Annotated in this window: 17 protein-coding genes; 8 read left to right on the forward strand and 9 right to left on the reverse strand. The window is 41.9% G+C overall.

The features are described from left to right. Positions 1–326: 326 nt before the first annotated feature. Complete coding sequence (locus NSS67_RS24035; RefSeq protein WP_339316148.1) at positions 327–1,844, reverse strand: extracellular solute-binding protein; 1,518 nt, start codon at positions 1,842–1,844, stop codon at positions 327–329. Between the two features lie 179 nt (positions 1,845–2,023). Here NSS67_RS24035 and NSS67_RS24040 point away from each other — a divergent pair, with 179 nt between their 5' ends. The 5 genes from NSS67_RS24040 (at position 2,024) to NSS67_RS24060 (ending at position 9,217) form a co-directional block, all read left to right on the forward strand. Further along, positions 2,024–4,369: a helix-turn-helix domain-containing protein gene (locus NSS67_RS24040; RefSeq protein ID WP_339316150.1), complete on the forward strand. Its 2,346-nt coding sequence runs from the start codon at positions 2,024–2,026 to the stop codon at positions 4,367–4,369. A 113-nt stretch (positions 4,370–4,482) separates the two neighbouring features. Then, complete coding sequence (locus tag NSS67_RS24045) at positions 4,483–5,961, forward strand: GDSL-type esterase/lipase family protein (RefSeq protein WP_339316152.1); 1,479 nt, start codon at positions 4,483–4,485, stop codon at positions 5,959–5,961. Continuing rightward, positions 5,948–7,048 (forward strand): mandelate racemase/muconate lactonizing enzyme family protein, encoded by a 1,101-nt coding sequence (locus NSS67_RS24050; RefSeq protein ID WP_339316154.1) that lies wholly within the window; start codon positions 5,948–5,950, stop codon positions 7,046–7,048. Before NSS67_RS24045 ends, NSS67_RS24050 begins: the two co-directional genes overlap by 14 nt. Positions 7,049–7,066: 18 nt before the next feature. After that, the gene (locus tag NSS67_RS24055) at positions 7,067–7,909 is read left to right on the forward strand and encodes a sugar phosphate isomerase/epimerase (protein WP_339316155.1); all 843 of its coding nucleotides are present in this window, start codon (positions 7,067–7,069) and stop codon (positions 7,907–7,909) included. 147 nt (positions 7,910–8,056) lie between these two features. Beyond that, entirely contained in the window at positions 8,057–9,217 is a 1,161-nt protein-coding gene (locus NSS67_RS24060) for a glycosyltransferase family 1 protein (RefSeq protein WP_339316157.1), read from the forward strand. Here the strand turns inward: NSS67_RS24060 and NSS67_RS24065 are convergent. The 4 genes from NSS67_RS24065 to NSS67_RS24080 form a co-directional block, all read right to left on the reverse strand. Beyond that, the gene (locus tag NSS67_RS24065) at positions 9,189–9,653 is read right to left on the reverse strand and encodes a DUF2269 family protein (RefSeq protein ID WP_339316158.1); all 465 of its coding nucleotides are present in this window, start codon (positions 9,651–9,653) and stop codon (positions 9,189–9,191) included. The two genes, NSS67_RS24060 and NSS67_RS24065, sit on opposite strands and share 29 nt — an antisense overlap. A 589-nt stretch (positions 9,654–10,242) precedes the next feature. Next, on the reverse strand, positions 10,243–12,078 hold the full coding sequence (locus NSS67_RS24070) for a UbiD family decarboxylase (RefSeq protein WP_339316160.1): 1,836 nt from the start codon (positions 12,076–12,078) through the stop codon (positions 10,243–10,245). A 110-nt stretch (positions 12,079–12,188) separates the two neighbouring features. Then, positions 12,189–12,710, reverse strand: a complete 522-nt coding sequence (locus tag NSS67_RS24075; protein ID WP_339316162.1) for a serine acetyltransferase — start codon at positions 12,708–12,710, stop codon at positions 12,189–12,191. Between the two features lie 259 nt (positions 12,711–12,969). Further along, positions 12,970–16,728 (reverse strand): alpha-L-arabinofuranosidase C-terminal domain-containing protein, encoded by a 3,759-nt coding sequence (locus NSS67_RS24080; RefSeq protein WP_339316164.1) that lies wholly within the window; start codon positions 16,726–16,728, stop codon positions 12,970–12,972. A 258-nt stretch (positions 16,729–16,986) separates the two neighbouring features. Between NSS67_RS24080 and NSS67_RS24085 the strand changes: the two genes are divergently transcribed. After that, on the forward strand, positions 16,987–17,550 hold the full coding sequence (locus NSS67_RS24085; protein WP_339316166.1) for a GNAT family N-acetyltransferase: 564 nt from the start codon (positions 16,987–16,989) through the stop codon (positions 17,548–17,550). A 76-nt stretch (positions 17,551–17,626) separates the two neighbouring features. Here NSS67_RS24085 and NSS67_RS24090 read toward each other — a convergent pair whose 3' ends face one another. Next, a complete protein-coding gene (locus NSS67_RS24090) occupies positions 17,627–18,064 on the reverse strand; it encodes a helix-turn-helix domain-containing protein (protein ID WP_339316168.1) in 438 nt (145 codons plus the stop codon). A gap of 162 nt (positions 18,065–18,226) precedes the next feature. Then, entirely contained in the window at positions 18,227–19,264 is a 1,038-nt protein-coding gene (locus tag NSS67_RS24095) for an NADH:flavin oxidoreductase/NADH oxidase (protein ID WP_339316169.1), read from the reverse strand. A 297-nt stretch (positions 19,265–19,561) separates the two neighbouring features. Between NSS67_RS24095 and coaA the strand changes: the two genes are divergently transcribed. Together coaA and NSS67_RS24105 are read left to right on the forward strand one after the other, a co-directional pair. After that, the gene (coaA, locus tag NSS67_RS24100; protein WP_339320687.1) at positions 19,562–20,497 is read left to right on the forward strand and encodes a type I pantothenate kinase; all 936 of its coding nucleotides are present in this window, start codon (positions 19,562–19,564) and stop codon (positions 20,495–20,497) included. Positions 20,498–20,658: 161 nt separating this feature from the next. After that, complete coding sequence (locus NSS67_RS24105) at positions 20,659–21,663, forward strand: glycosyltransferase family 8 protein (RefSeq protein WP_339316170.1); 1,005 nt, start codon at positions 20,659–20,661, stop codon at positions 21,661–21,663. A gap of 60 nt (positions 21,664–21,723) precedes the next feature. On the opposite strand, the gene NSS67_RS24110 is transcribed toward NSS67_RS24105, so the two are convergent. Both NSS67_RS24110 and NSS67_RS24115 read right to left on the reverse strand, forming a co-directional pair. After that, positions 21,724–22,533, reverse strand: a complete 810-nt coding sequence (locus NSS67_RS24110) for an acyltransferase domain-containing protein (protein ID WP_339316172.1) — start codon at positions 22,531–22,533, stop codon at positions 21,724–21,726. Next, on the reverse strand, positions 22,533–25,160 hold the full coding sequence (locus tag NSS67_RS24115) for a sugar-binding domain-containing protein (protein ID WP_339316174.1): 2,628 nt from the start codon (positions 25,158–25,160) through the stop codon (positions 22,533–22,535). Before NSS67_RS24115 ends, NSS67_RS24110 begins: the two co-directional genes overlap by 1 nt. Position 25,161: the final 1 nt, after the last annotated feature.

The raw sequence follows: 25,161 nt of genomic DNA on the forward strand, positions 1-25,161 counted from the left end.
CAAGGTTACGAAAACAATCATTTCCCCATAAAGCCCCGTTCTTAAAGGGATCTGAGCAAATGATTATGATGATAACTTGAGATTCTTTATTTGGGGTGTCGGGCGTAACTACGGGAAATGTTTGGACTTCCGGCCGCTGTTGTCTCCAGATTTTTCGAATTACCTCAAAGGGTAAATCCCGAGACAAAGGCGGTCGCTATCGCTCCTACAGTTCCAAACTTTCCCTTCATTACTTCTCACCCAAATGGTTTCTTCTCCGTTAACTCTGGGCAGCAAAAAAAAATCCACCGCGTCTACCGCAGTGGATCAATGAATAACTAACCTATTTACTTCTCTATCCCAAGCTCAGCCTCACCATATTCCTTAATAATCAGATCTCCTCCGCTAGCTCTCCATTTCTCAACTTCCTTCTGGAATCCCTCAGCGGTTATTTTGCCTAATATGTAATTGTACGTAGCGTCCACAATGATGGTAGACAATTCTACATTCTTCTCATCAAAAGTCGAAGAGCTCAGAGACACGGTCGGATCGTCGACCAGAAAGGATTCATTATCTTTACTCAGCTGATCCGCAAGTGAGGTCAATTTCTCCTTCTGGGCCACTTCCATAATGTTCTTATTACTAATATCTGCAATCATCAAAGAATATAAGGGATTTACTTCCTGCACCCGCAGTTCTGAGGTCTCCTCGGGAAGAATGACCTTTCCACCCTCAAGCTTATAATGACGGCCCTCAAACCCGTACATCATTATATTCGCTACATCTTTGTCCATTGTTCGATTAAAGAATTCGAGCACCTGCCGGAGCTCAAGCTCCGTCGCAATCGCTTTTTTGGAGAAGAGATACAGTCCGTTATAATTGGGTATCGACCACACTTTATACCCATCAGGTCCTTCGATCCGATTGATTAACGTTAATTCTGCTTTTGGATTCAGATCCTGAGCTTCAATAGATAGCCGCTTCACATCTGTCATACTGCCAATAAATACACCAGCAATGCCATTTATGAACTTATCGCGCTGTACTTCTTTGCTCGTTAGGGCAAAATCCTGATTTATAATTTTCTCATCATATAATTTCTTCATGAAGTTCATAGTGTTCATATACTGTGGGGTCACGAATTCAGGAACAAATTGATGGTTCTCTAGTTTCCAATTATTTGGTGTGCCAAAATACGAACTTAACGTCTTAAATACTCCATACACGAGATCATTACGGTCGACTAATCCGAAGGTATCTTGTTTACCATTCTGGTCAGGATCGTGATATGTAAATTGTCTCATTACCTCATAAAGTTCATCCAGTGTTTGCGGATTATTTAAATGAAGATTGTCGAGCCAATCCTTGCGTATAATGACCCCCTGTCTGGAAGAAGGACGTTCCGTATATAGGCCATAGATTTTACTATCTACAGAAGTTTGCTTAAGAATAGCGGGATCCAGATGTTTAAGATTGGAGAACTCCTGAAGATACGGACCGATCTCCCAAAAGGCATCCGAACGAATTGCATTTTTCACCAGATTATAGTCTGAGAACTTTACAAATGTGACCTTTCCGAGGGAGTTGGTCGTCAAGGCCGTATTCATCTTATCCGTATAGACTCCCTCTGGAACCCAACTTATATCGAGCTTTACACCTGTCAATCTTTCGATCTCAGCCATAATTTCTTTGGAAGGCTGCTGCGGAAAATGAAGGGGCGCCAAAATTGAGATGCTCGGATGAGACACATCTGGGCCGGAGTCGGCAGATTCCACATTGTTGCAAGCGCTTAAAAAAGAGAAAACGAGCATAGTAAATAAGCAGAAATACAACGTTACCCTTCTACCCTTAGATACTCTAAACATTTCTGTGGCCTCCTAGATATTATAAGGATTTTCACCCTACAGCTTGAAGATTTTACATTTTGTAGGCATAATTAGAGCTAATGATTATCGCAGAACAAGATGATTATTGTTATTTCCCACCAGGTTTCATACACTTAGAACAAGTGTCTACTTCTACATAAGTAAAGGTGCTGAGTCCCGTGAAACCATTAAGCTTTCTAAGTAAGCTAACGATGTTTGCCTTTGTGATTAGCATGCTGCCTGTGTTATTCATCGGTTCTTTTTCATACTTCACATCGTCAAAAGAAATACAAAAGAATGTTAATAACAGCAAAATGGAACTTATCTTGCAAATCACCTCAAATGTAGAACATAAGTTAACAACTGTCAATCAAACATTAAACCAAGTGATCAACTCCAGTGTATTAAAAAAAGCACTAAACAACCCATTAAATGAAACCGATTTCATTTTATACAACGATTTAAGAAATGAAATTCGCAATATGCAGTCCTTTGATACGAAACTGGAGGATGTCATCTTACTAAATCAACAGCAAAATTGGATGATCAAAAATTCAGGAGTCTATCGCTTGGATGAATACAAGAACCATGCGCAGCTCACCAACCTAATGAATGTTGCCGAAGATACCTCGTGGATCTTGAACCCATCCTCCTTATTTTATAGCGAGGAAAGCATTAACGTCACTGGCTGTAACTACAGCATTAGTCTTATCAAGAAGCTCCCGACCAATAAGCTTCAAAAATACGCGATTGCCTTAGCTAATATTCCTGTGTGCAGTCTTCAGGATTTCATTAACTCTGATGTACAGCCACTCGACGATATTATCGTGCTGGATAAAGAGGGCCGATTCCTGCTCCATCCGGACCGCAACTTAATCGGAAAGCCTATGAGAGAAGGCGGATTTACAGATGTCGCATTCATTTCTGATCTCTCCAAGCTTTCAGGTCAGTTCAAGACCGTCATCCACAAGAAAGATTACTCTGTGACTTACAAGCGATCTCAGATGAATGGCTGGGTCTATCTTTCGGTCACATCCATGGAAAGCTTGACCAAAGAATCCAAAAAAATTGGTCTGTTTACGATTATCGTGTGTACCTTTATGCTTCTGCTGTCTATTCTCTTGGCATGGATCGGATCTAGACGTATGTACACGCCCATTGAAAGACTACTCAATCAGATGGGCCAACGTAAAGCAGATATTAAATCCAGACACACGAATGAATTTCAGATTATTGGTGAGCAAGTTCATTCTTTATTCCAATCCAAATCACAGCTGGAAAAAGAAGTCCGTCAGCACATTCAGCAGGTGCGTACCTTCTTCTTAATCAATGCCTTCCACGGCAACGTTAAGAAGCGTGATTTGCTTGAAGAGCTGGAACAATTCGGCTACCATAAACAGCTTGAAGAATGGAAGACGATGGCTGTGATTACGTTGTCTATCGATTTTGCCGAAGATTCCAGCTATGAGAAAACAGATGTTAATCTCTTGTTATTCGCTGCCCACAATATGATTGAAGAGTTAGTCTACCCTGAACAACGACTTGCTCCTGTAATGATGGACCATGCGGTGGTTGTATTATTGGGGAGTCCGGACAGTGATACCGAGTCTTTTCGCAAAACATTATATTCGTTAACAGAGAAGCTGCAACAGGAAGTAAATAATTACCTAAAGCTACAGGTGAGCATAGGACTGAGCCTTCCCTTCAGCTCTTTCGACAAGCTATCCATCGCCTACAGAGAGGGCCTTGAAGCACTGAAGCATCGGATTAAGCTTGGCAAAGGCGTCATTATCCAGTACGAAAATATTAACTCAGGCAAGCATTATCTGAACTTGAACTATCCTACACATAAAGAAAATGATTTAATGGACGCTATCAAATTGGCAGAAACGGATAAAGCAAAGGAGCTTGTTCATTTGCTCTTTAAATCCATCTTTGCCCAAGAGCTTTCACCGCAGGAATATCAGATCCCACTGACCCGTCTACTCAATAATTTGCTCATTATGATGCAAGAATCAGGCATTAGCTTAACTCAAATTTATCATGCCAACGGTTCCATATTTGAGGAATTACATGATCTGCATACTGTGGCGGAGATTGAGGATTGGTTCTGGAGTATGGTCATTTATCCGATGATCAAGATTTTTAATAGCAGACAGAATGCTCAATATCACAATATCTCTGAGAAGATCATCGATCTGATTCAGCATGATTATGATACAGATCTTACTTTAGAAGAATGTGCTTCTCGTCTGCATTACAATGCCAACTATATCAGCAGTGTATTCCGTAAGGAGACCCAATACTATTTCAGTGAATACTTAACGATGTACCGATTTAAAATGGCGAAAAAATGGCTGAAAGAAACCGATATGCCCATTAAAGATATTGCAGCCAAATTAAGATATAACAACTCTCAGAACTTTATTCGCTCTTTCCGTAAGCAGGAAGGCATGACACCTGGACAATACCGGGATCATAATACTGGCACTAAACTGAAATCAACCTTCGATGAATCCATGTAAAGTAAGCATGCAATGCTGTTCTCGGTGATTCAGAAAAAAAAAAAGAGTCTCTCTTTTTTTTCGAAAATATGTTAACGTGTGCATATAATCTTTTAGGGAGGTAATTGAACTCGATGTTAAACATTCGCCTAAGTCAGAAGAACACGGAACAAAATGAGCTTACACTGGAGACCCCACTACTCACCCTCTACCCACTTGAGACGGATCAGCCTCGTCCCTTCATATTGGTATTGCCTGGTGGAGGTTATACTCTCTTGGCACAGCATGAAGGAGCACCGGTAGCGAAATGGCTAAACACTTTAGGTATTCATGCAGGCGTACTGGATTATCAGGTCGGCAGTTTCAACGTCACTTCTTTGTTAAATGATGTTGAGGAAGCTCTTAAATGGATCAGGGAAGCACCAAAAGATTGGAATGTGATCTCGGAACAAGTAGGGATGATTGGATTCTCCGCTGGAGGACACTTAGCTTCCATCTATACTACCACGCGGCCAGAGAAGCCGAATATTCTACTGCTAGGATACCCTGTAATCACTTTCCAAGAGCCTTATGCTCACAAGGGGAGCCGACTTCATTTTCTAGGAGACCACCCAACACAAGTGGAGCTTCACGGCTATTCATCAGAAACCCAAGTGACTTCGCAGATGCCTCCGACCTTTATTTGGACCACAGCAAATGATGCCAGTGTTCCCGTTGAGAACAGTCTGTTGTTCTCAACGGCACTATCGAAGCAAGGGATTCCTTTCGAGCTGCATGTCTTTGAAGAAGGTCGACATGGACTCGGACTTTCTATGGACAATCCGCATTGCCAGCAATGGCTTTCCATTTCTGAGAAATGGCTAAGTAAGCATCATTACGTTAAAAGAAAAGAACTTATAACACAAACACTATTTATTGCGGGCGACTCCACTGCAGCTATCAAAGGTGCTGGAGAAAAACCTATGACTGGCTGGGGAGAATACCTGCAAAGTTATTTTGGAGCTTCTGTTCGAATTGAGAATCGTGCAATGAATGGGCGAAGCACCAAATCATTTATAACAGACGGCCGCCTGGATGCCATCCTTAAAGACTTCAAAGCAGGTGACTACCTGTTTATTCAATTTGGGCACAACGATGAGAAGAAAGAAGACCCTTTACGTTACACTGATCCCGACACTGAATATCGACACAATCTACTTCAATATATAGAAGCCGCTCGGAAGCTAGGGGGTACTCCGGTTTTGCTAACGTCAGTGAGTCGCCGCCGCTACACTTCAGATGGACAGCTTGACCCGCTTGCTGTAGGTGCTTATCCCGAGGCTATGAGACAAGTAGCTGAAGAAACACAAACTCCCCTACTTGATATTTTTACAGCTTCGCAAGAGCTCTATCGTTCATTAGGCAAAGAAGAATCAAAGAAATTATTTATGCATTTGCCTGAAAAAATACATTCCAATTACCCCAATGGAGTTGCGGATGATACTCATTTTTGTGATGAAGGCGCTCAGCAAATCGCTAGACTTGTGGTTCAGGCTATTAGTCAATCCACAGCCTTACCGATATCAAACCTACAACCACTATTACAAGGAGTGATCACAGATGTCTATAATTAAAGAAGTTACTACGGAGTACTATCGTATCCCTTTGCCAGAAATCATGGAGGACGCTAAACACGGTCTGCATACTCACTTCGAAGTTCCCATTGTCAAAATCAAAACGGATGACGGCCGTGAAGGTGTAGGTTATACCTATACTGGCGGTTTTGGTGGCAAAGCGATCTGCTCGCTAATTGCTAATGAGTTAACACATATTTTAATTGGCAAGGACGCCAGTTGTGTAGAAAGTATCTGGGAGCAGATGAACTGGGGTATTCATTATGTTGCACGGGGTGGTTTGGCTAGCTTTGCTATTGCGGCTTGTGATATTGCTTTATGGGATTTGCGTGCGAAAAAAGCAGATGAACCTCTCTACAAACTTCTGGGTGGCGCAAGTAATGAAGTCAAATGTTATGGTGGCGCGATTGATTTGAATTTCCCATTAGAAAAGCTACTGCTCAACAATCAAAGATACTTAGATATGGGCCTCCAGGCTGTCAAAATTAAACTAGGCCAAAAAACATTAGCTGAAGATGTGGAACGAGTGGCTGCGGTACGTCAATTGATCGGTCCAGATGTGGCATTTATGGTCGATGCCAATATGAGCTGGAGTGTGGAAAAAGCGATAAAAGCTGCTCGTGAATTTTTGAAATACGACATTCTCTTCTTAGAAGAACCAACGATTCCTGAGGATTATGCCGGCTATGCACGGATTGCCGAAGAAACAGGAATGGCCGTTGCTGGTGGAGAGAACCTGCGGACATTAACCGAATTCCATCACATGCTGCAATATGGTCATGTTGATTTCCCTCAACCCGATGCCTCCAACATAGGTGGGATTACGGGCTGGTTAAAGGTAGCTCACTTAACACAAGCGTATAACCTTTCCGTCTCCACGCATGGGATGCAGGAATTACATGTTAGTTTATTAGCCGCTATGCCAAATGCAGGTTATCTGGAAATGCATAGCTTCCCTATCGATCAATACACCACACGTCCTCTAGTGATTAACAAAGACAATGGGATGGCTATTGCGCCTGAAGTAACAGGCACTGGGGTTACCTTTGACTGGGATAAATTAGCGCCACACAAACAACATTACTAAGAGGAGCGATCACATCTTATGAGTATCCCCATTCATCTAGGTGTTCGAGCGCATGATTTCACACAAGCTCCATTGCAAGAGTTAATTGAGAAGATTAAGTCATACAATTTCGCTCATATCCAGTTTGCACTTAAGAAATCTTTTCCTGACAGCGCCCCGAGTCTGACAGCTATAAGCCCTGGAACAGCCAGTTATTATGGGAATGCCTTTAGACAGGCTGGGATTCAGATTGCGGTGCTTGGTTGTTATGTAAATATTGTAGACGCCGATCCACAGAAACGGGCACAAGCGTTAGCCGAGTTCAATACTCATCTACGCTTGGCTAGAGATTTCGGCGCTAATCTGGTAGGTACAGAAACAGGAAGTGTTGGGAAAGGTTTCACTCCAGATAATTTTACGGAAGAGGCATTTCAAGAGGTCATTACTTCGGTAAGTGCCATGGTTGCGGAAGCCGAACGCTTTGGCGTGACGGTTGGGATTGAAGCAGGACTCCATCACCCGCTTTACACCGCAGCCTTAACTCGCCGACTTCTGGATGAGATTCCTTCTAACAATCTTCAAATCATATTAGACTGCGCTAACCTCATGTCACCTACAAATTACTTACTGCAGAAAGAGATCGTTTCGGAGGCTCTTGAGATCTTAGGAAATCGAATTGCTATCATTCATTTAAAAGACTTTATCGTGCAAGATGGAGCTATAAAGATTGTCCCTGTAGGTCAGGGATGGCTTGAGTTTGAGCCGATTCTTCGTTATATGAAATACGAGCGTCCGCATATTCAAGGGATTCTGGAAAGCACCCCTGAAGCGCATTTGAAAGAGAGCATCGCTTTTTTGGAGCGAATATACCAAGAAGTGTAGAAGCATCTCATTACAATCAAAAAAATCCACTGCACACATCATTACCTTGTGCAGTGGATTTTTTATATGTTGTTTAACATCCGTTTGATCTCCATGAAATATTGGACTGTTATGATCAAGACATCAAGAGTATCAGGGAGGGGTTCTATGCGTCTTGCATTATTTACAGACACATTTCTTCCGCAAACGAATGGTGTTTCACTTACGCTTCAGCGCTTAACTACCCATTTGAACCGACGAGGTATCGAGCATCTGCTATTTTCGCCGAAGTCTGCACCTGAAGACAGCTATGCCGATCCCATACGTCCCATTACCAGCATTCCCTTCTTCTTATACCCTGAATGTAGACTCGCACTGCCGAATATGTCCTCCATCCAGTCAGAGCTGAAGGCTTTTCGTCCTGATCTACTGCATATGGCAACTCCGTTCAATATCGGACTATGCGGCCTTCGCTATGCACGAAAGCTTGGCCTACCTCATGTCGCATCCTACCATACCCACTTTGACCGCTATCTTAAATATTACCGGATGAAAAAAATTGTTCCGCTCTATTGGAAGTACATGAAGTGGTTCCATCGGTCTTGTGATGCTACCTTTGCGCCATCCTACGAAACACTCAATTCACTCCAAGCTCAAGGCTTTCATCAGCTGAAGCTTTGGTCAAGAGGCATCGACTGCCAACTATATACCCCAAAAAAACGCAGCCATCAGGTCCGAGAGCGCTACGGAATTACAGCTCCTTTACTGCTTCTATATGTAGGAAGAATCGCTCCTGAAAAAGATATAAATACCCTTGCACTCGCCATGCAGCAATTGCCCGAGTCTATGCAATCTCAGGTACATTGGCTCATCGTTGGAGACGGTCCACTTCTATCAGAGATGCGGGCGCAAGCGCCGCAGAATGTCACGTTTACGGGCTACAAGCACGGTGAAGAGCTTGCCCAATTGTATGCCTCAGCTGATCTATTCGTCTTCCCTTCCAGCACAGAAACCTTCGGTAATGTTGTCCTTGAAGCTATGGCCTCGGGGCTACCTATCCTTGCCGTAAATGAAGGTGGGGTAAAGGATCTGGTCACACCCGGCCGCACCGGAATGATCGCCCCACCTCGTTCCCCGAATGCTCTTATTCGTGAGATTTGTGCCTGTGTGGAGCATCCCCAAAGGCTAGCTGCTATGGGATACGAAGGTCGTCAGCTGGCACTCGGCCGCTCGTGGGAGAGCATTTTTGATGGACTCATCCGCGATTATGAAGAGATCATTGAGAATCGACGCTTCGATCTTATACCGGCTTTACTACCATTAGTATAATAATGACGATAGTAAGCACATGAACAGCCGCTTCAAGCGGAGCAATCTTGTTCATAGCAGCAGCGTAGCCTTCAGGGATTTCCTCACCTTGGCTGCTCAATACAAGCTGGGTTAGCTTTTTCATTCTAGGCTCAACCATTCCAATAATAATTACTTCTATCACGATAAAAAATAATAACGAAAGATTTATCCACAACACCGACAAGCCCATTTTATCGATTATCATCAACAAAATGCCTGTCACAATCAGGGTGATTCCACCCGTCTTAGGGAATCTGTTTATTTTCTTCATAATGCCAATAACAAAACGCAGCTGGCTACCTGTCTTCGCTGAGCTTGTCAGTATTGGCAGCACAAAAGCTGGCCCAATTCCCACTATGGCTGCTATTACATGAATGACTACTACAATCTTAGAGATGATATCCGTCAAATCCATAATTATAATCCTCCCTATCATTCGTTGTATAGATTCATATGACGATGATAGGGGAATTAGTCTTGTAAATCCTATAAATCGGTGGAGCAGCATCCTTCACAGTAATCACATAAGAAGATAGATACCTTTGTGCTAAAAGAATTGGTTAGCTACTCAGGGATAATAATCGGCGAATATTCCTGCAAAAGCCATTACAGTATTTGGACCAAATGATGAGGATATCTTTGTCAAAAACTGTACTTTTTCAGGATTCTCTATTCTAGGGAAGGTATGGATGAATGAGAGGGGATATCATGTTCATTGTGGAATGTGAACCGAGTGCTCGTGAAAGGTCTTGAGAGTAATCAGGGAAATCCTCCCTGATTTTCGTAAATAATTACTCTAAATGACTGAAATCAGGGAAATCCTCCCTAATAATTAGGGTAATATCTGTATTTACCAACAAATTAGTTAAAAATCAGGGAAGATTTCCCCAATTATCAGTAAAAAAGCAAGAATCCCAGATAATCAGGGAGAAATTCCCTAATTTTCTGGGATCTCAGTGCAAAGTGGACATATACTTGAATCCACCCTTATCTCCAACCCCAAACTAGATTCGAACCCCGCTTAAGCTACCACCCGGAGCAAATAATCGTTCGATATGCTTTTGAACGGTTGGATCCGGAATTAGTGGTGGCGCTTGATGAGGTTTTACACGCGCATCAATAATCACATTATCACATGACCAATGCTTATACTCCGTTGAACTGTTTACGCCATATATATCATGAGAAGGATTGCTGCGTGTGAACGTCGCCCATAGGAAATTCTCAATTCTATCACTTAAGAACTCGCTATCATCACACACAATAATCATCGGACAAGATGGGAGTGCTCCCTGTACTTGAATCGCTTCGCTAAGCTTGTTCATTTCCTGCGCTGCTTCAGCGTAAGTAGTGAATTTAGAGCCTTGAAGCGCCACGAGACCCGGCATCACCATCTTTGCATGTCCAAATCCCTGTAGTTCTTCAAGTATGTCAGGAACCTCTGTACATAGCTCTCTTTTCTTCTCCCCAACCGCAGCGAAAATCACCTTACTTCCGCTGTTAAGTCCTGTACCGGAATAATCAAGAGTATCAATCGTAGTATTCGTATAGAAATGAATATCTCTGCGAAGATTAATTCGCTCTAAAATATACGTCAAGAAATCCTCAACATCATGTGTGCTGATAGGTTGTTTCTCTTCGGCTGTAATAAACAAGAATTTAGCTAAACTAAGCTGACCTGTGCCTAATATCCGATTCGCAATCGTAAGAATCTCCGCTGGCTGCTTCACTTGTTGATAAGGTGTATAACGTTCACTACCAACGGCAAATAAAAGAGGATGAACACCCGCAGCATCGACTGCGTGAACTTCTTTAACACCCGGGATTTCTTGGCGAATAGCTCCGCCCGTCAACTCGTGAATTAACTCACCAAAAGCAGTATCCTCTTGTGGCGGTCTGCCGACAACCGTAAATGGAAAGATGGCATTCTTTTTAGCGTACACTTTATGTACTTTCATAACTGGAAAAGGATGCACCAAGCTGTAATAGCCTAAATGATCGCCAAAAGGTCCTTCCGGCTTCGTCTCACCAGGATGAATTTCCCCTGTGATCACAAAGTCTGCATCATTACTGATACAATATCCATCCACATAGCTATAGCTGAAATGACGTCCAGAAAGTAAACCGGCAACGATCATCTCACTCATTCCCTCTGGCAAAGGCATAACAGCCGATAACGTATGCGCTGGAGGCCCACCGATAAAGCAGCTCACTTTAAGCGGCTCTCCCTTTCGATTGGCTCTTTCTTGATGCACGCCGATACCGCGGTGAATTTGATAATGAATGCCAACCTCTTTATTGAGTTCATAATCATTGCCATTCAATTGAACACGGTACATCCCCAGATTAGAATTCATAATGCCTGGCTTGTCTGGATCTTCGGAATACACTTGCGGCAATGTAACAAAAGCGCCACCATCCTCTGGCCAATGTGTGATCAGCGGAAGATCAGAAATACTAATTTCCTCAAAACCACTTGGCAGACCCCCTGGCTTTTTGATAGGTAATGCTTTTCTCGCGGATAATCCTGTGCCTACATATTTAAAAGGGTTTTTGAGTGCTTTTACAGGTTCATTTCGAAGTGCAATTACATTATGTGTGGAGTTCCAAGTACGTCGAAAGATAAACTTACTGCGCTCTATGGTTCCAAAAAGGTTAGATACGGCACGAAATTTCGAGCCTTTTACATTTTCAAATAATAATGCGGGTCCACCGGCTTCATAAACCTTCAAGTGAATCGCGGCCATCTCCAGATAAGGGTCCACTTCTTCATGAATACGAACCAAATGTCCATGCTTCTCTAAATCATTAACACACTCTTCTAAATTGCTATATTTCATTTCATTACTCCAATCTCTAGAAGGTTATTACAAGATTACTTGGATTCTTTAATTATACCCTGTAACTTATTAAAATAAAGCGATACGCTATGTACTAGAACATCCCGCCGTTATCTTGTATTCTTAGGTTTGGGTTCATCTCGCAAAATATTTCTAGCAGGAATCCCCACTGCCGAAGCATTATCCGGCACATCCTTTACCACTACAGACATGGCCCCGATATTAACATCGTTACCAATGACAACCGGTCCAAGAATTTTGGAGCCTACTCCAATAAAAGCTCTGTCTCCAATCACTGGCTCTCCTAAATTATTTCTCCCGCCAATAGTCACTTGATGAAAAATAGTAGCATGGCTTCCAAGCACCGCTTTTGGACTAATGACAATTCCATTTAACCCATGTGGTAAATGAAGCGCATCACCAATTTGAGCCTGAGCGTGAAGCTCTCCATTTGCAACAATTCGGACAAACAGCACATCCAAAATTCGATATAGGAGCCACAAAGGTTTGCGGATCAGGCCACTTTTCACCCGATAATACACCCAATTTCCGAAACGATAAGTAAACAACGCCATAATCGTTTGTGGATTTTTTAGATTTGCTTTCCAGTCCGTTTTGATTGCTTTCATCATTGTATCGTCCTCCTATTAAGCTCAAGGGTATGAACTATATTCTGGTGAAATGAAGCATCTGTGTGGTGAAAATATTCTGGGAGGATCGCTGGATGAAGATACATTCGGGTGATTGTACTTTCACCAGTGTAAGTTAGATTAAGAGTTTCATCAAGAAGTGGACAGTTCTCCCTATATAAACATCAACCGATTATAAGCCTTCTTAAACAACAACACGCGCCGAAGTGATATCGGCGCGCGCTGAATGCAATCTTTTCTATTAAATGAGATCTAGAACAATCACGTTCACGGAATTTGCAGCTAGCTTCACAACTGCTGTGTCTTTATCTACCACGATTTCCGTTTCAACTGGAATAACCTTCTCATCATTTTTTCTATTCACATTAGGCGTATGAACCATGGAAGCGTCTCCGGTTAAGGTAATCCATTTCCCGGTAGCAGCTACGTTTAAGCCTTTCAGATTAAGCTTCGTTGCTTTTTCTACAACGTCCGCATTTACAAGCTTCACATAGAGATGCTCATCATCTTTAGTAACGGAATTGTATACCTCTCTGTTATAAGCTTCGAGCTTATAATCCAGTACCTTACTTGTCGTCTTTCCATCTGTATACGAGCAAATCAAATGTTTGCCATCTGCTCCACCATAATTGACTGTGATGGTATATTCTGTGTGATCCGCAAGCTCTTCATAGCAGCTAGCTCTTAGATTACCGGCTGCGGTACTTGAGGAATAATCTCCGAGGGTATAAGCCTCAATCCCTTGCTTGAACACCTTCACGCCGGTGGCATCGCCATTATAGCCAATCGCATATTCGATTACGTCTTTATTTTCTGGTGAGAAGTCTGTCAGACCGACGCCTACATAGAAGCCATCTTCTCCAGAAGCTTTTTCAGCAATAACCTCAGCTCGATAATTAGTCCACGCGTCATTGAGGATATATAAGCCGTTCAATCCGCTATTCTGCGCCTTCAAGACTAGACCTTTAGAAGGATCAATCGTATATCCGACAGAACCAGGAATGACTTTCCAAGCTTCATGCAGCGGCTGAGTAAAATCTTGCTCTAACAAAACGCTGCCATCTGTATTAGAAGTAACCTTCACCCGTTTCACAACCACAGATGCTTTTCCAGCAGCCACTTCAATGCCGCCGTGAGGAATGAGATCTACCTTTTCTCCGTTACGGTATGTCGAGAACGATGTGCCAACCACCTTGGTACCGAGATATTTAGCATACAGCTGTTGAACATAGTAATTCGGTGTGTACCATACGGTTTCATCATCAAACCAAATGCAATCCGGTGTCCATCTGTAGGTGCCATCTGTCAGTACCTTATTGAACAACGGTGCCGTTGCAGCTAGTCTAATCACATCAGAGTTATTCTCGAAGCTAGACATAATCGCCGCCTCAGCAACAGCTCCTGCCAATGTGTTCTTATCCGTGGAAGCATATTCACCCACAAAAACCTTCGAAGTTTCAGCCTCGTCCAAGCTTCCGTCTTCTTTATAAGCTCTGTAATAGTAGTTGTAACGATCCGCATTCTCTAACAAATACTCATTGGAACGGTAATAATGCTCATCCGCAATCGTATCCATGTAGTTCTTTTGTTTCTCATACCAAGTAACCGTCTCTTCAATACTCGATGTACCATCCGTGAAGCTGATCTGTTCCGAGCCCTGCAAATTTCCGCTTAGGAATTTCCAGCCCTGTTGGTAGGCATCATCATCTGCTTGTGCTCCAACCGTAGAAAGAATGGTCAATTCATGATCAGGGTAATTTTTCACCATATATTCATCAATCGTTGTTTTAAAATACTCAAAGTTGGCAAAAAACTCTGTGCCCCAGTTTTCATTCCCAACGCCCAAGTAACGCAGGTCAAATGCTGCTTCATGGCCCATCTTTTTACGCAAAGCTGCCCACTCGTTGTTGTCAAAATCCATGCTAATCGCGAAATCGATCAGATCCGTAAAGTTCTTCACATAATAGTCTCTTAACACACCTCCAGCGGGATTCGCATAATCCGAACGCGCTTGACAGAGTACGCCGCAGGCCATAACTGGAAGTGGTGTTGCATTCAAATCCTCAGCTAATTGGAAATACTCCATATATCCAAGACCCATGGTCATCATGTAGCCCCATACGTTATAGTTCTCTTTGCGAAGCTCGATATCGTTGACGGACTCTTTCCAATCGTACACATTCTCCCAAATGTGAGAACCTTCAGAAATACAGCCCCCTGGGAAACGCAAAAATGTAGGATGAAGATCAACAAGTGCATTCACTAAGTCTTTTCTCAATCTATAGTTCGAATTTCCTTTATAGTTAGCATGAGCTGTAGCAGAACGTTCTTCATCTCCAGCGCCCCAAACATCTTCAGGTATTAAGGAAACCATATCAATGGAAATCTCACCGTTAAAGGTTAAAGCCAGCTGACCAAGTACAGTTTCAGATCCTGTTAATACAAGCTTAGAATCGACACCATATTTCTTCCAGTTACCGTCACCGTTCACTTCAACTACTGCAGTATCACTAATGGTTTTACCGTCTTTGTCGAGCAATTGCAGGGTAATTGTACCCGCTGCTTCTGCCTTCGCCCAAATGGTGAAATTGTACTTAGCGTCTTGCTTAATAAACATCGAGCAGTGCTGATTGGAATCTGCAAACCCTCTATTATTAATCGTCGCGCCATCCGCAACTGTCACATAATGCGCATTCATATCTTTATCTTCGATTCCGAAGAACTCGTTCAACCCGCCTGTATTATGAACAGTCATTTTGTCCGTGTCTCCAGACCATGCATGAAGAGGTGTATAATTTCTTCCTGTTGAAGTCCCATGCACACCACATACATGCGAATAGCTGTCAAAAGCAAACGACTCGAAGGAACGGTTCTGCACTAGCTCTGCATAAATTCCTCCGTCTGCTGCGTTATTAATATCCTCATAGAATAGGCCATATAGAACTTCGCTAACATCCAAAATCTCTTGATTACCATCGATCGTTAAGGTGTACGGAGGCAAATCTTCAGGAAGTACAGATACAGTGAAGCTCTTTTCTACTGTACTATCACCTTTTTTCAAAACCGCAGTAAGTGTTACACCTTGAGCAGATTGGACTGTTTTATTGACAATACCCGCATTAGAAATAATTGCTGAGTCACTGGATACCCAGGACACGTCAACTTTTCCACCCATTAGCGAAGCTGGTAATTCGATATCTTTGGTGATGATCGAGCTAGTGAAGGTTAAATATTTATCTTTTGCGAGCTTAACGATATCTTCATCTGTCAAAGACTCACACATAATCTCAATCACTTCGTCCTGCGATAATCCCGCTTTGTACACACGGAAGTCCGAGAGAGCGCCGCCAAAATCCACATCTGCAGCGTATTGGGACTTGCCGATCGTATTGTTACTATAATTAACTTGGTCCTCAAATGTAGCAAACCACGCGCGTAGCTTAGCATATGTACCACTTGAAGTTTGACTGATTGATCCATCCGCAACGACCTCACCATTAACATATATCACAGGTCCTGCACTGCTAAGTGTTCCACCCTCTGTTCCAGTAACCGATAAGGACACGTGTATCCATTCGCCATTGGCAAAAGATTTCCCAGGATCTGCGACTAAGTCCTCACCTGCAAAGCAAGTTCCACGCAAATTTCGAGTTAAAAAAATATAGGGTTCAGTCTCTCCTTTTCCGAAATCGAAAAGTCTTTCCCATAAGCTTCCTCCACTACTAACAAGCATCCAAGTCGAGACAGTAATGCCCGTTTGGTCACTGACTTCTTTAAGAAGATCATTAGGCAAAGAAATATAGGATGTGCCATGTTCTCCACCAGCAAGTGAAACTGCAGTTCTACCAGCTACTGTATGAATGAATGGCAGCTTAGTACCGGAAGCGATTCCATCATTCCCGTTACCTGAGCAATCTCGACCTACATGATCGGGATTATCAAACTTATAATGCGCTATCAAATTACCATTAATAGATTTATTACTGTTGTCATTGTTCATAGAAGATCACCCGTTATCTTTTGTATTAGAAATCATAAAAGTCTAACCATTCTACTGATTACTACAACAAAACCGACCCATCCGTGGGTCATTTACCCTTTATACGAAACATAATAACATACTTTATAATCAATTAATATATTAACCAATTAATATTTATGTGAAATAAAAGAAAACTATTTTTTATAATCAAAGATTACCAAATCGACCTTTTTATTCATGATAAAATGGATTTGGATGTACGAAGGAGAGATGAATATGAGTTTTTTTACAATTGAATGTAAAGATATACTGTTACGAGAGTTTAGAGTGGAGGATTTAGACGAGTTTCATGCGCTTACCATGCAGCCTGAAATCATAGAATTTCTGCCCGACTGGAATGTTCCTAAAGAACAACGGCTAGATTGGTTAATAAACTACGAAATAAAAGAAAACCAAAAGTTTCTAGAAGCGGTCACAACGGATGGAAACATCGGGAAGCTTCGTCTTCGTTTAGGTATTATTTTAAAAGAGACGGGGGAGTTTATTGGATGGTGCTGTACAGGAATGAAGGATGAATTACCCGCTCCTAACAGAGAGATTATGTTTGCCATATCCAAGGATCATCGCGGAAAAGGCTATACCACACAAGCTGCCAAGGGATTCATTAAGTATTTGTTTGAGCACACTTCTATCGATGTATTAAACGCTATTGCTCTGATACACAATACTTCCTCTAATAGAGTTCTACAAAAATGTGGCTTCGACTTCAATAACGAGATTACGATTGAACATGAAAAATATAATTATTACCAGCTTTCCAAACGAAAATGGAATGAGTAAATCCTACGCAAAAAACCTCTGTATGGGAAATGGAGAATGACATCCATTTACCAAAACAGAGGTTTCTTTTGTAGATTCATGATTGTTGCTTCAATCGAAGCATTTGCTCTAGAAGCTGTTCCACATCTTTTTCCGGGAAAGCCGTAATTAGCGTGTTTTTAAAGGTTTCTTGCGCGCTGACGAGCTTGTTTTCGCCTATTTGAGTCAGAGAAGTATAAATACTTCTGCGATCACTATCGCATGCTTTTCTCTCTAAAGCTCCGCAGCCCTTGGCTTCAAAGCGACTAACTAGTCGTGAAACGGCACTTTGGCTTAAACCAACCATAGATTCGAGCTTCTGCAATTTCAGCTTTTTCTCTGGGGCTTCAGATAAAAATAATAACAAGTAGAACTCTTTTAAAGATAAGCCATGTTTCGCTTGTAAATTAACTTCCAATTCATTCGCCACATTCATTTGTATATGCGTTAACGTTAACCAATTCGTAATAAGGTCATTGTTAAGATTATCGTCCATTTTACTATCATCTCCCGAGCGTATGGCTATTCAAGAATTTTTTCTTCTATATTATAGTACTACACTCCACATTCATTGTGCCAAGCTTAATCCAAAAAAGAGAAGAGACCGTTTCTCCAAGAAGCCGGCCTCTCCAAATGATACATTATATTTCGTTAGTCCTTATCCTTTAATTCTAGGAAATCCAAAGGTATACTGGCGAGGAAAGCCTGGATCTTTCTGAAGCTCAACCCCTGCCTCCAAGGTCCAGTACGGATTTCTGAGCATTCCCCGGCCCACGGCAACAAGATCTGCTTCCTCATTCCCAATCACTGCATTAGCAAGTGCTGGTTCATCCAATCTACCTACCGCAATAACCGGAACGTTCAAGCCATACTTGATCTCTCTTGCGAATGGAACTTGATACGCCGCATGCGTTCCTGGCTGACCAGCAGCTCCGACGGGACCTTCGCCACCTGTACTAATATGAAAAATATCTACGCCCGCTTCTTTATAAGCTTTACTGAATTCCATGCTTTCTTTGATTCCGTATCCGCCCTCGACATATTCTTGAGCTGAGATCCGCTTGATCAGAGGCATTCCTTCAGGCATTTCACTCTTAGCTGCACGAATAATTTCAGTTCCGAACAGGGTCAAATCTTTGCCATATTCATCTGTTCTTTGATTCGTTAGCGGTGAATGGAATTGGTGAATGAGGTAGCCATGCGCACCATGAAGTTCGATAACATCAAATCCCGCTTGAATCGCACGCTTCACGCCCATCCGGAATTTCTCAACCATACCCTTCACTTCTTCAGTCGTAAGTGCACGTGGGGTTTTGGAGTCAGCATCAAATGGAATGGCAGATGAGGATACAGGAACTGCTGCATCTTCAGCTTTACGTCCAGCATGAGCAATTTGAATACCAACTTTAGCGCCATAGGAATGACAAGCATCAACAATTCTTGCCAAGGCAGGAATCTGCTCATCAGACCAAATACCAAGGTCGTAATCAGAAATGCGTCCATCAGGCTCTACATCGGTCATTTCAATAATAATTAACCCAGTTCCTCCAATGGCGCGACTTACATAATGATTATAATGCCAATCGGTAGCAATCCCGTCTTTGTTAGTTACTGAATACTGACACATCGGTGGCATAACCACGCGGTTCTTCAATTTCAAATCTTTCATTTCATATGGGGTGAACAAGTCCTTCATGATATCTCTCCTCTATATAAAAAACTAAATTTATTATGAACATTGAAGCCATGTTTTAGTAAAGAATAATAAATGCATGCTCATGCATGTATATTATTATAGAATATCAATGGTGTCAACCAGGAATGTCTCCGGCGGAATGAAAATTCCATTCCATGTATTGTAGAGATATTTGCTGGAACATCTCTTAATGTCCATAATAATGTCGAATCCAATGAATGGAATCAAGTTGAATGAACGGTTATAATACCTAAGTGCAGACGAATCTCTAAAAAATTCAGGGATGTGGAAAATTTAATGGTGAATAATTCAGCATATACACTTTATTTACGTGAGGATTGGAAAAAACTAAGCGATTTCACCGCTATCCAATTATCAGAAGAAGAGCTTATGGATATCCAAAGTATTAACGAGAAAATCTCTATTGAGGATGTAAATGAGGTATATCTTCCTCTGTCCCATTTGATAAATTTGCAGCTTCAATCCTCTCATAAATTTAAAGAATCTCTGAATCATTTTCTTAATGACGATCTGAAGAAAGGTCCATTTATTATAGGCATCGCTGGAAGTGTCGCTGTTGGCAAGAGTACAACCGCTAGACTACTTCAAAAGCTCCTCTCTCAATTACCTGCCCATCCAAAAGTAGATTTAGTTACAACTGACGGTTTCTTACTTCCCAATGCTGAGCTAGAAAAGCGCGGAATCATGAAGAAAAAGGGGTTTCCCGAAAGCTACGACACACGTAGTTTGATTTCATTTTTAACTAAAGTGAAGTCTGGTGTTTCGAGTGTTCAAAGCCCTGTATACTCGCATCTAACTTATGATATTGTGCCAAATGAATATATCACGATCGAGAACCCGGACATCCTAATTGTGGAAGGGTTAAATGTTCTTCAGACTAGTTTGACGATTAATCAAAGTATGCCAAACTATTTTGTAGCTGATTTTTTTGATTTTTCAATTTATGTGGATGCTGATGTGAATAATATAGAGAAGTGGTATATTGATCGCTTTATTAAGCTTAGAGATACCGCCTTCCAAGATGAGCAATCTTATTTTAAAAAATATGCACAGTTATCACTGGAAGAATCTATCGAGATCTCAAAAAGAATATGGAAAGAAATCAATTATGTAAATTTGATTCACAATATTTTGCCTACCAGAAATCGCGCAGATCTTATTCTATTTAAAAATAACAACCATCACATAGATTGCATTAAGCTGCGAAAATAATAAAGTGTGCTATCAAACCAAGTCTCTGAAGTGCAGGGCTTGGTTTTTTCATGTGCAAAAAAATTGGGTTAATATCGTAGGTGTAATGCCTTTATCCCCTCGTCAAGACAAACGTATACTATGGTACATTCGTACACTAATGTAGAGAGAGGATAAATCAAATGATCGAAATCGCCTTGGCCTTTCAAGATAAGGATGGACAATATGCTGAGCATGCTGGTGTCGTTCTGGCTTCAATTTTTCATCATACAACTTCCCCAATTCATATTCATATTCTACACGATGCATCATTAACCGAAGTTAACAAGCGAAAGTTCACCAAATTAACCACCAAACACAACCATACGATTAGTTTTTATTCGATCACTTTACCCGATGATATGCTTCAGGTTCTTGCTAATATTAACTCCATCAATGTGTGGACACAGGCATGCATGTACCGATTGCTACTTCCCTCGATAATACCCGCTGACAAAATTATTTATCTGGATTGTGATGTATTGGTTAACATGGACATTACCGAGCTGTGGCAAGTCGAGCTGAATGAAAAATATTTGGGGGCGATATGGGATCAGGGCATTATGGAGGTTGCACCAATTGTTAGTGCCAAAGGTCTAAATCCTGAGCTTTATTTTAATTCTGGAGTAATCTTATTTGCTTTGAATAATATCCGCCAGAATACGAGCTGGTACCAAGAGATGCTGAACTTTTTGCGTACTTTCCCTGACGTCACCATGCCTGATCAGGATGTTCTGAATGCGGTTTTTGGAGGAAATTACCTCCCACTTGATATCCGTTTCAATTCGTTTAACATGGCCATCCTAGATCATGACTTCAATAATAAAATCGTTCATTTCGCCGGGGATGAGAAATGCTGGAATAAAGATTCCGCAGGATTAGCACTGTATCGCAAGTTCCTAAACCTAACCCCTTGGAGAACTTTTAGAGCCAAATTAAAACGAAGAAAACGGAAAGTCAGCTATATAAAGCCGCGATTCTCACGCAAAAGAAATAGAAGAATAGTTTATAAACGTAGAATCAAAATTATTCGCACAAGAATCTCACCCGTATCGTTATTCCAATTGAAATTAGTTCGAACGATTAGAAGAAGAAAAGGGATTCTGATCAACACAAGAGTACAAAACCAACGACGTATTAAACGTTAAAAAAAACAGCCCCTATTTAATAGGGGCTGCTCAATCAATATTCAATCCATGAATTCAGTCTCACTTATGTACTTTAATCCCGTAACCACTTCCTAACTTACCGCCTGCCATTAGAAAAGCTTTTGCACTCCGTTGCAATTGGGTATTCTCTTCGTATTCTTGAGGGTTCTCGTTTAGCTTATTAAATATTCTTTCTTCTGCTTCTTTGGAACTTTTATCGACCTCATAAATGTTGAACTGACTTTGAAACTGAATAATGTTCGATTCTGGGTTCAGGATCTCCTTTAATTCCGGATCGAGCAGCCATGAATGACAAATAAATACTGGAGATATCCCTCTAAAAAAGGCGCTGGCTAACTGAAAGGATTCCTCTACTCCTTGAACTGACAATGGCTCTCCCGCTGGGATGTGCACATTAAGCACGATTTGATTGGTAAAGATTTTACAACCATCAACGACAAGGTCACGGTCCATCGCAAAAGGTTGAAATTGCATTCTTCCTAAACGAAATAAACGAAGCTGAACATGCTCTTGCAGCCAGTTATATTCTTCAATTCCATACTCACCGTAATCACGCTGACATTGCATGCACCAGATCTGAATATCTGAGAATGTATCATAATAGATCTCATCCTCTATGTTACGAATGCGATACTCTTCATAAGCATCTACTGCGAATCTTACAAATAAATATAATAACAGCTTTCGATAGCCCACTGATGGTTTCACAGATTCAAAAAAAGAAAATCTGTCAAAATAAAAATGTTGTTTATAAACCAGATATTCTTCCTCTTCCATCTGAAACTCATAAACCTGCTGTCTAGCAGCAGGTTCAAGCTTTATCCCTTCACACAATGCTCTAATGTTCACTAAAAGACCTCCTTAGTTCTGCTCATCTCATACAAATGATTTGGTGTATTTCCTCGCAACTCCATAATGTCCTGTTCTTTACTAATCAACTCAAGCTTCAATCGTTTGATCGTCGCTTCTAATTTGCTCATTTCTAATTCTGAAGGCGCCCGCATGATATTCGTTGCAGATGTTTGCTGTGATTCAGTTGTTCCAGCATTCGAATTACTGCTAGTGCATACATACGATTTATCATATAACAAAGGAAGCAGCGGTGCTTGGGATTGCAATACAATTTGATCCATGCCCACGCCATCGCTAGTTGCAGTTACTTGTATTTCTCCCACTTCGGTCGTCGCACGGATTAATACTGTCGCGACACCGAACTGCGTTCGCATCGGATTGACTCCATAAACGGAGCTCTCAATGATCTCACCAGGACCCTCTACAGTGAAATGAACAAATTCATTGCTTAATACCTTTGGAACTCCTTTATTGTCAATCAATACTGCACGTACAGGTACAAAATCAGATCCATCTGCCGAGAGATCAATGTTGACGTCGTCAATCTCCAATCTGATTCCAGAGAGTCGTTCTGGATATTTCCTCACTTTGCGACAGACAACTTTCCCCGCAATCAAACCCTCAGCAACCATTTCGATTTCCCCCGTGCGTCCCCGCCAATTCGTGGAGATTTCATGGAAATCGAATACATCCTTGAATATAACAGGGGGATGTGGCATTGCTTCATAGCCTGCTTCTGGTTTCTGTGTTCCAATTTCGACACCTAGCCAGGTCAACCGTACTTCTTCACAATTGGAAAATAAGATAACATCATGACCTGAAACCTGAGTCAGTTCATGAGTGATGTATACCATGGGCCCTGTCTCAATACCGTCCAGTGTAAAGTCTGGATGGTGCTGACTCTTGAATAAATAATAGGAGTACCGTGGTAATCGGAAGACATCTAGGAGGCCACCGAGGAATGGATCTGGATGGTAGCCTCGCTGATGGTCGATCCCGCACCAAACGGTAGCGCCAATTTGCTTCGTAGGTGTTGAGAACATCTCATTCAGATCCTTCGCCCGAATGAGCGCTTGCGTAAGCATCGCCTGCTCTCCCCATTCCCGCTTCACACGTGTCATCGCATTCTGTGATACAAAATTATCCACTTCGCCACCATCGCCGTACTCACGTCGAATGGAGCATTTATTATAGGGTACATTTCCATGATAATATAAATCTAAATCCGCTTTCTTCGCACTTATTACATCCGCAGCTGTATATACGCCAGGAAATGGGATTTCTTCATGTACAATATGGTGCAGCTTCCTCAACATCGAAATCGGTTGATCATCCGTTTCATTTAGCGCAGTTTCCCATAATAGAACTGCAGGACGATTCCGATCACGTCTGACCATCGCCCGTGTATCTCCAAGTACACGTTGTTCAAATATCGGATCCTCATGATTATAATACTGCCAGCCAGGCGTTGCTACTGTCACCAATAGTCCAAGCTCATCGCAAGCATCCATGAACGAAGAGGCAAGTGGATAATGCGCCGCACGCACAATGTTCGAGCCGCCCTCGCGAATTAAGACAGCATCCCGCCATTGTCCCGAATCGGGTAAAGCGTTGCCGACGTATGCATAATCTTGATGACGATTGACACCACTTAATTTCTCAACGATACGTTGTTTATTAATGAAGAATCCCTCGTGATCTCGCATTTCGAATAACCGAATTCCAAAGCGAGTTCTAAGACTATCAATTAACATATTACCTTCCCACAATTCCGTGCGTATGAAATGCAAATACGGATCGTCTGGATGCCACAATCGAATATCAGCCGCATTGATTTGCTGTATGAATGCTGTTGTCTCTCCCATTGGTATACCTACTTCTTCTTGAAGAGCAATGAGCTCCGTACCCTCCATCGTTTCCAGCGTGGTGCGCAGTATAATATTGCGGACACGATCATCCTCATTAATAATTTCTGTTCGAATTTCTATCTCAGCGTCGTTTCCTTCGATGTCGTGAATACCGACGAAGACACCACCACCAGCAATCGTCTGACTTAGGAGAGGATGAGATACATGCAGTGATTCTGTTCCAATCATATAGACATCGCGATAGATTCCACCGAAATAACTGAAATCCAAGTAATCCTGCGGCTTCCCTGGAGGATATGTCAGATTGTCTGAGTTATCCGCACGCACAGCAATGACATTGCGTCGTCCATCATGATAGACCAAATGAGTAATATCCGCCGCAAAAGGAAGGTAGCCTCCACAATGCTGAACCGCCATCTGTCCGTTCACCCATACATTCGCTTCACCCATGACGGCTTCAAAATGTACAACAATACGTTTATTGAGTAAGGCTTCAGGAAGTGTGAAATGCTTGCGATACCATGCAGGACCTTGATAATTGCGCATTCCACTAGCATTCTCACCGAGGATCTCAAGCCCATGTGGCAGGCTCGCAGCCTCCCATGTATTATCATTAAAATACTCATCCTGTGCCCCTTTGACTTCGCCTTTATAGAAGCGCCATCCGGGATTAAAGTTAAACACATGTCTTGGACTATCTTTTATTTCATAAAAACCTGCAGTAGAACATTGCGGAATTCTTTTATTACGTCTCATT

It is taken from the genome of Paenibacillus sp. FSL R10-2734 (genome assembly GCF_037963865.1).
Lineage (GTDB): Bacteria > Bacillota > Bacilli > Paenibacillales > Paenibacillaceae > Paenibacillus_AQ.

Coding starts and splice junctions, on each gene's coding strand:
- NSS67_RS24035 (WP_339316148.1), bottom strand. CDS start 1,844: ATGTTTAGAGTATCTAAGGGTAGAAGGGTAACGTTGTATTTCTGCTTA.
- NSS67_RS24045 (WP_339316152.1), top strand. CDS start 4,483: ATGTTAAACATTCGCCTAAGTCAGAAGAACACGGAACAAAATGAGCTT.
- NSS67_RS24050 (WP_339316154.1), top strand. CDS start 5,948: ATGTCTATAATTAAAGAAGTTACTACGGAGTACTATCGTATCCCTTTG.
- NSS67_RS24055 (WP_339316155.1), top strand. CDS start 7,067: ATGAGTATCCCCATTCATCTAGGTGTTCGAGCGCATGATTTCACACAA.
- NSS67_RS24060 (WP_339316157.1), top strand. CDS start 8,057: ATGCGTCTTGCATTATTTACAGACACATTTCTTCCGCAAACGAATGGT.
- NSS67_RS24065 (WP_339316158.1), bottom strand. CDS start 9,653: ATGGATTTGACGGATATCATCTCTAAGATTGTAGTAGTCATTCATGTA.
- NSS67_RS24070 (WP_339316160.1), bottom strand. CDS start 12,078: ATGAAATATAGCAATTTAGAAGAGTGTGTTAATGATTTAGAGAAGCAT.
- NSS67_RS24075 (WP_339316162.1), bottom strand. CDS start 12,710: ATGATGAAAGCAATCAAAACGGACTGGAAAGCAAATCTAAAAAATCCA.
- NSS67_RS24080 (WP_339316164.1), bottom strand. CDS start 16,728: ATGAACAATGACAACAGTAATAAATCTATTAATGGTAATTTGATAGCG.
- NSS67_RS24085 (WP_339316166.1), top strand. CDS start 16,987: ATGAGTTTTTTTACAATTGAATGTAAAGATATACTGTTACGAGAGTTT.
- NSS67_RS24090 (WP_339316168.1), bottom strand. CDS start 18,064: ATGGACGATAATCTTAACAATGACCTTATTACGAATTGGTTAACGTTA.
- NSS67_RS24095 (WP_339316169.1), bottom strand. CDS start 19,264: ATGAAGGACTTGTTCACCCCATATGAAATGAAAGATTTGAAATTGAAG.
- coaA (WP_339320687.1), top strand. CDS start 19,562: ATGGTGAATAATTCAGCATATACACTTTATTTACGTGAGGATTGGAAA.
- NSS67_RS24105 (WP_339316170.1), top strand. CDS start 20,659: ATGATCGAAATCGCCTTGGCCTTTCAAGATAAGGATGGACAATATGCT.
- NSS67_RS24115 (WP_339316174.1), bottom strand. CDS start 25,160: ATGAGACGTAATAAAAGAATTCCGCAATGTTCTACTGCAGGTTTTTAT.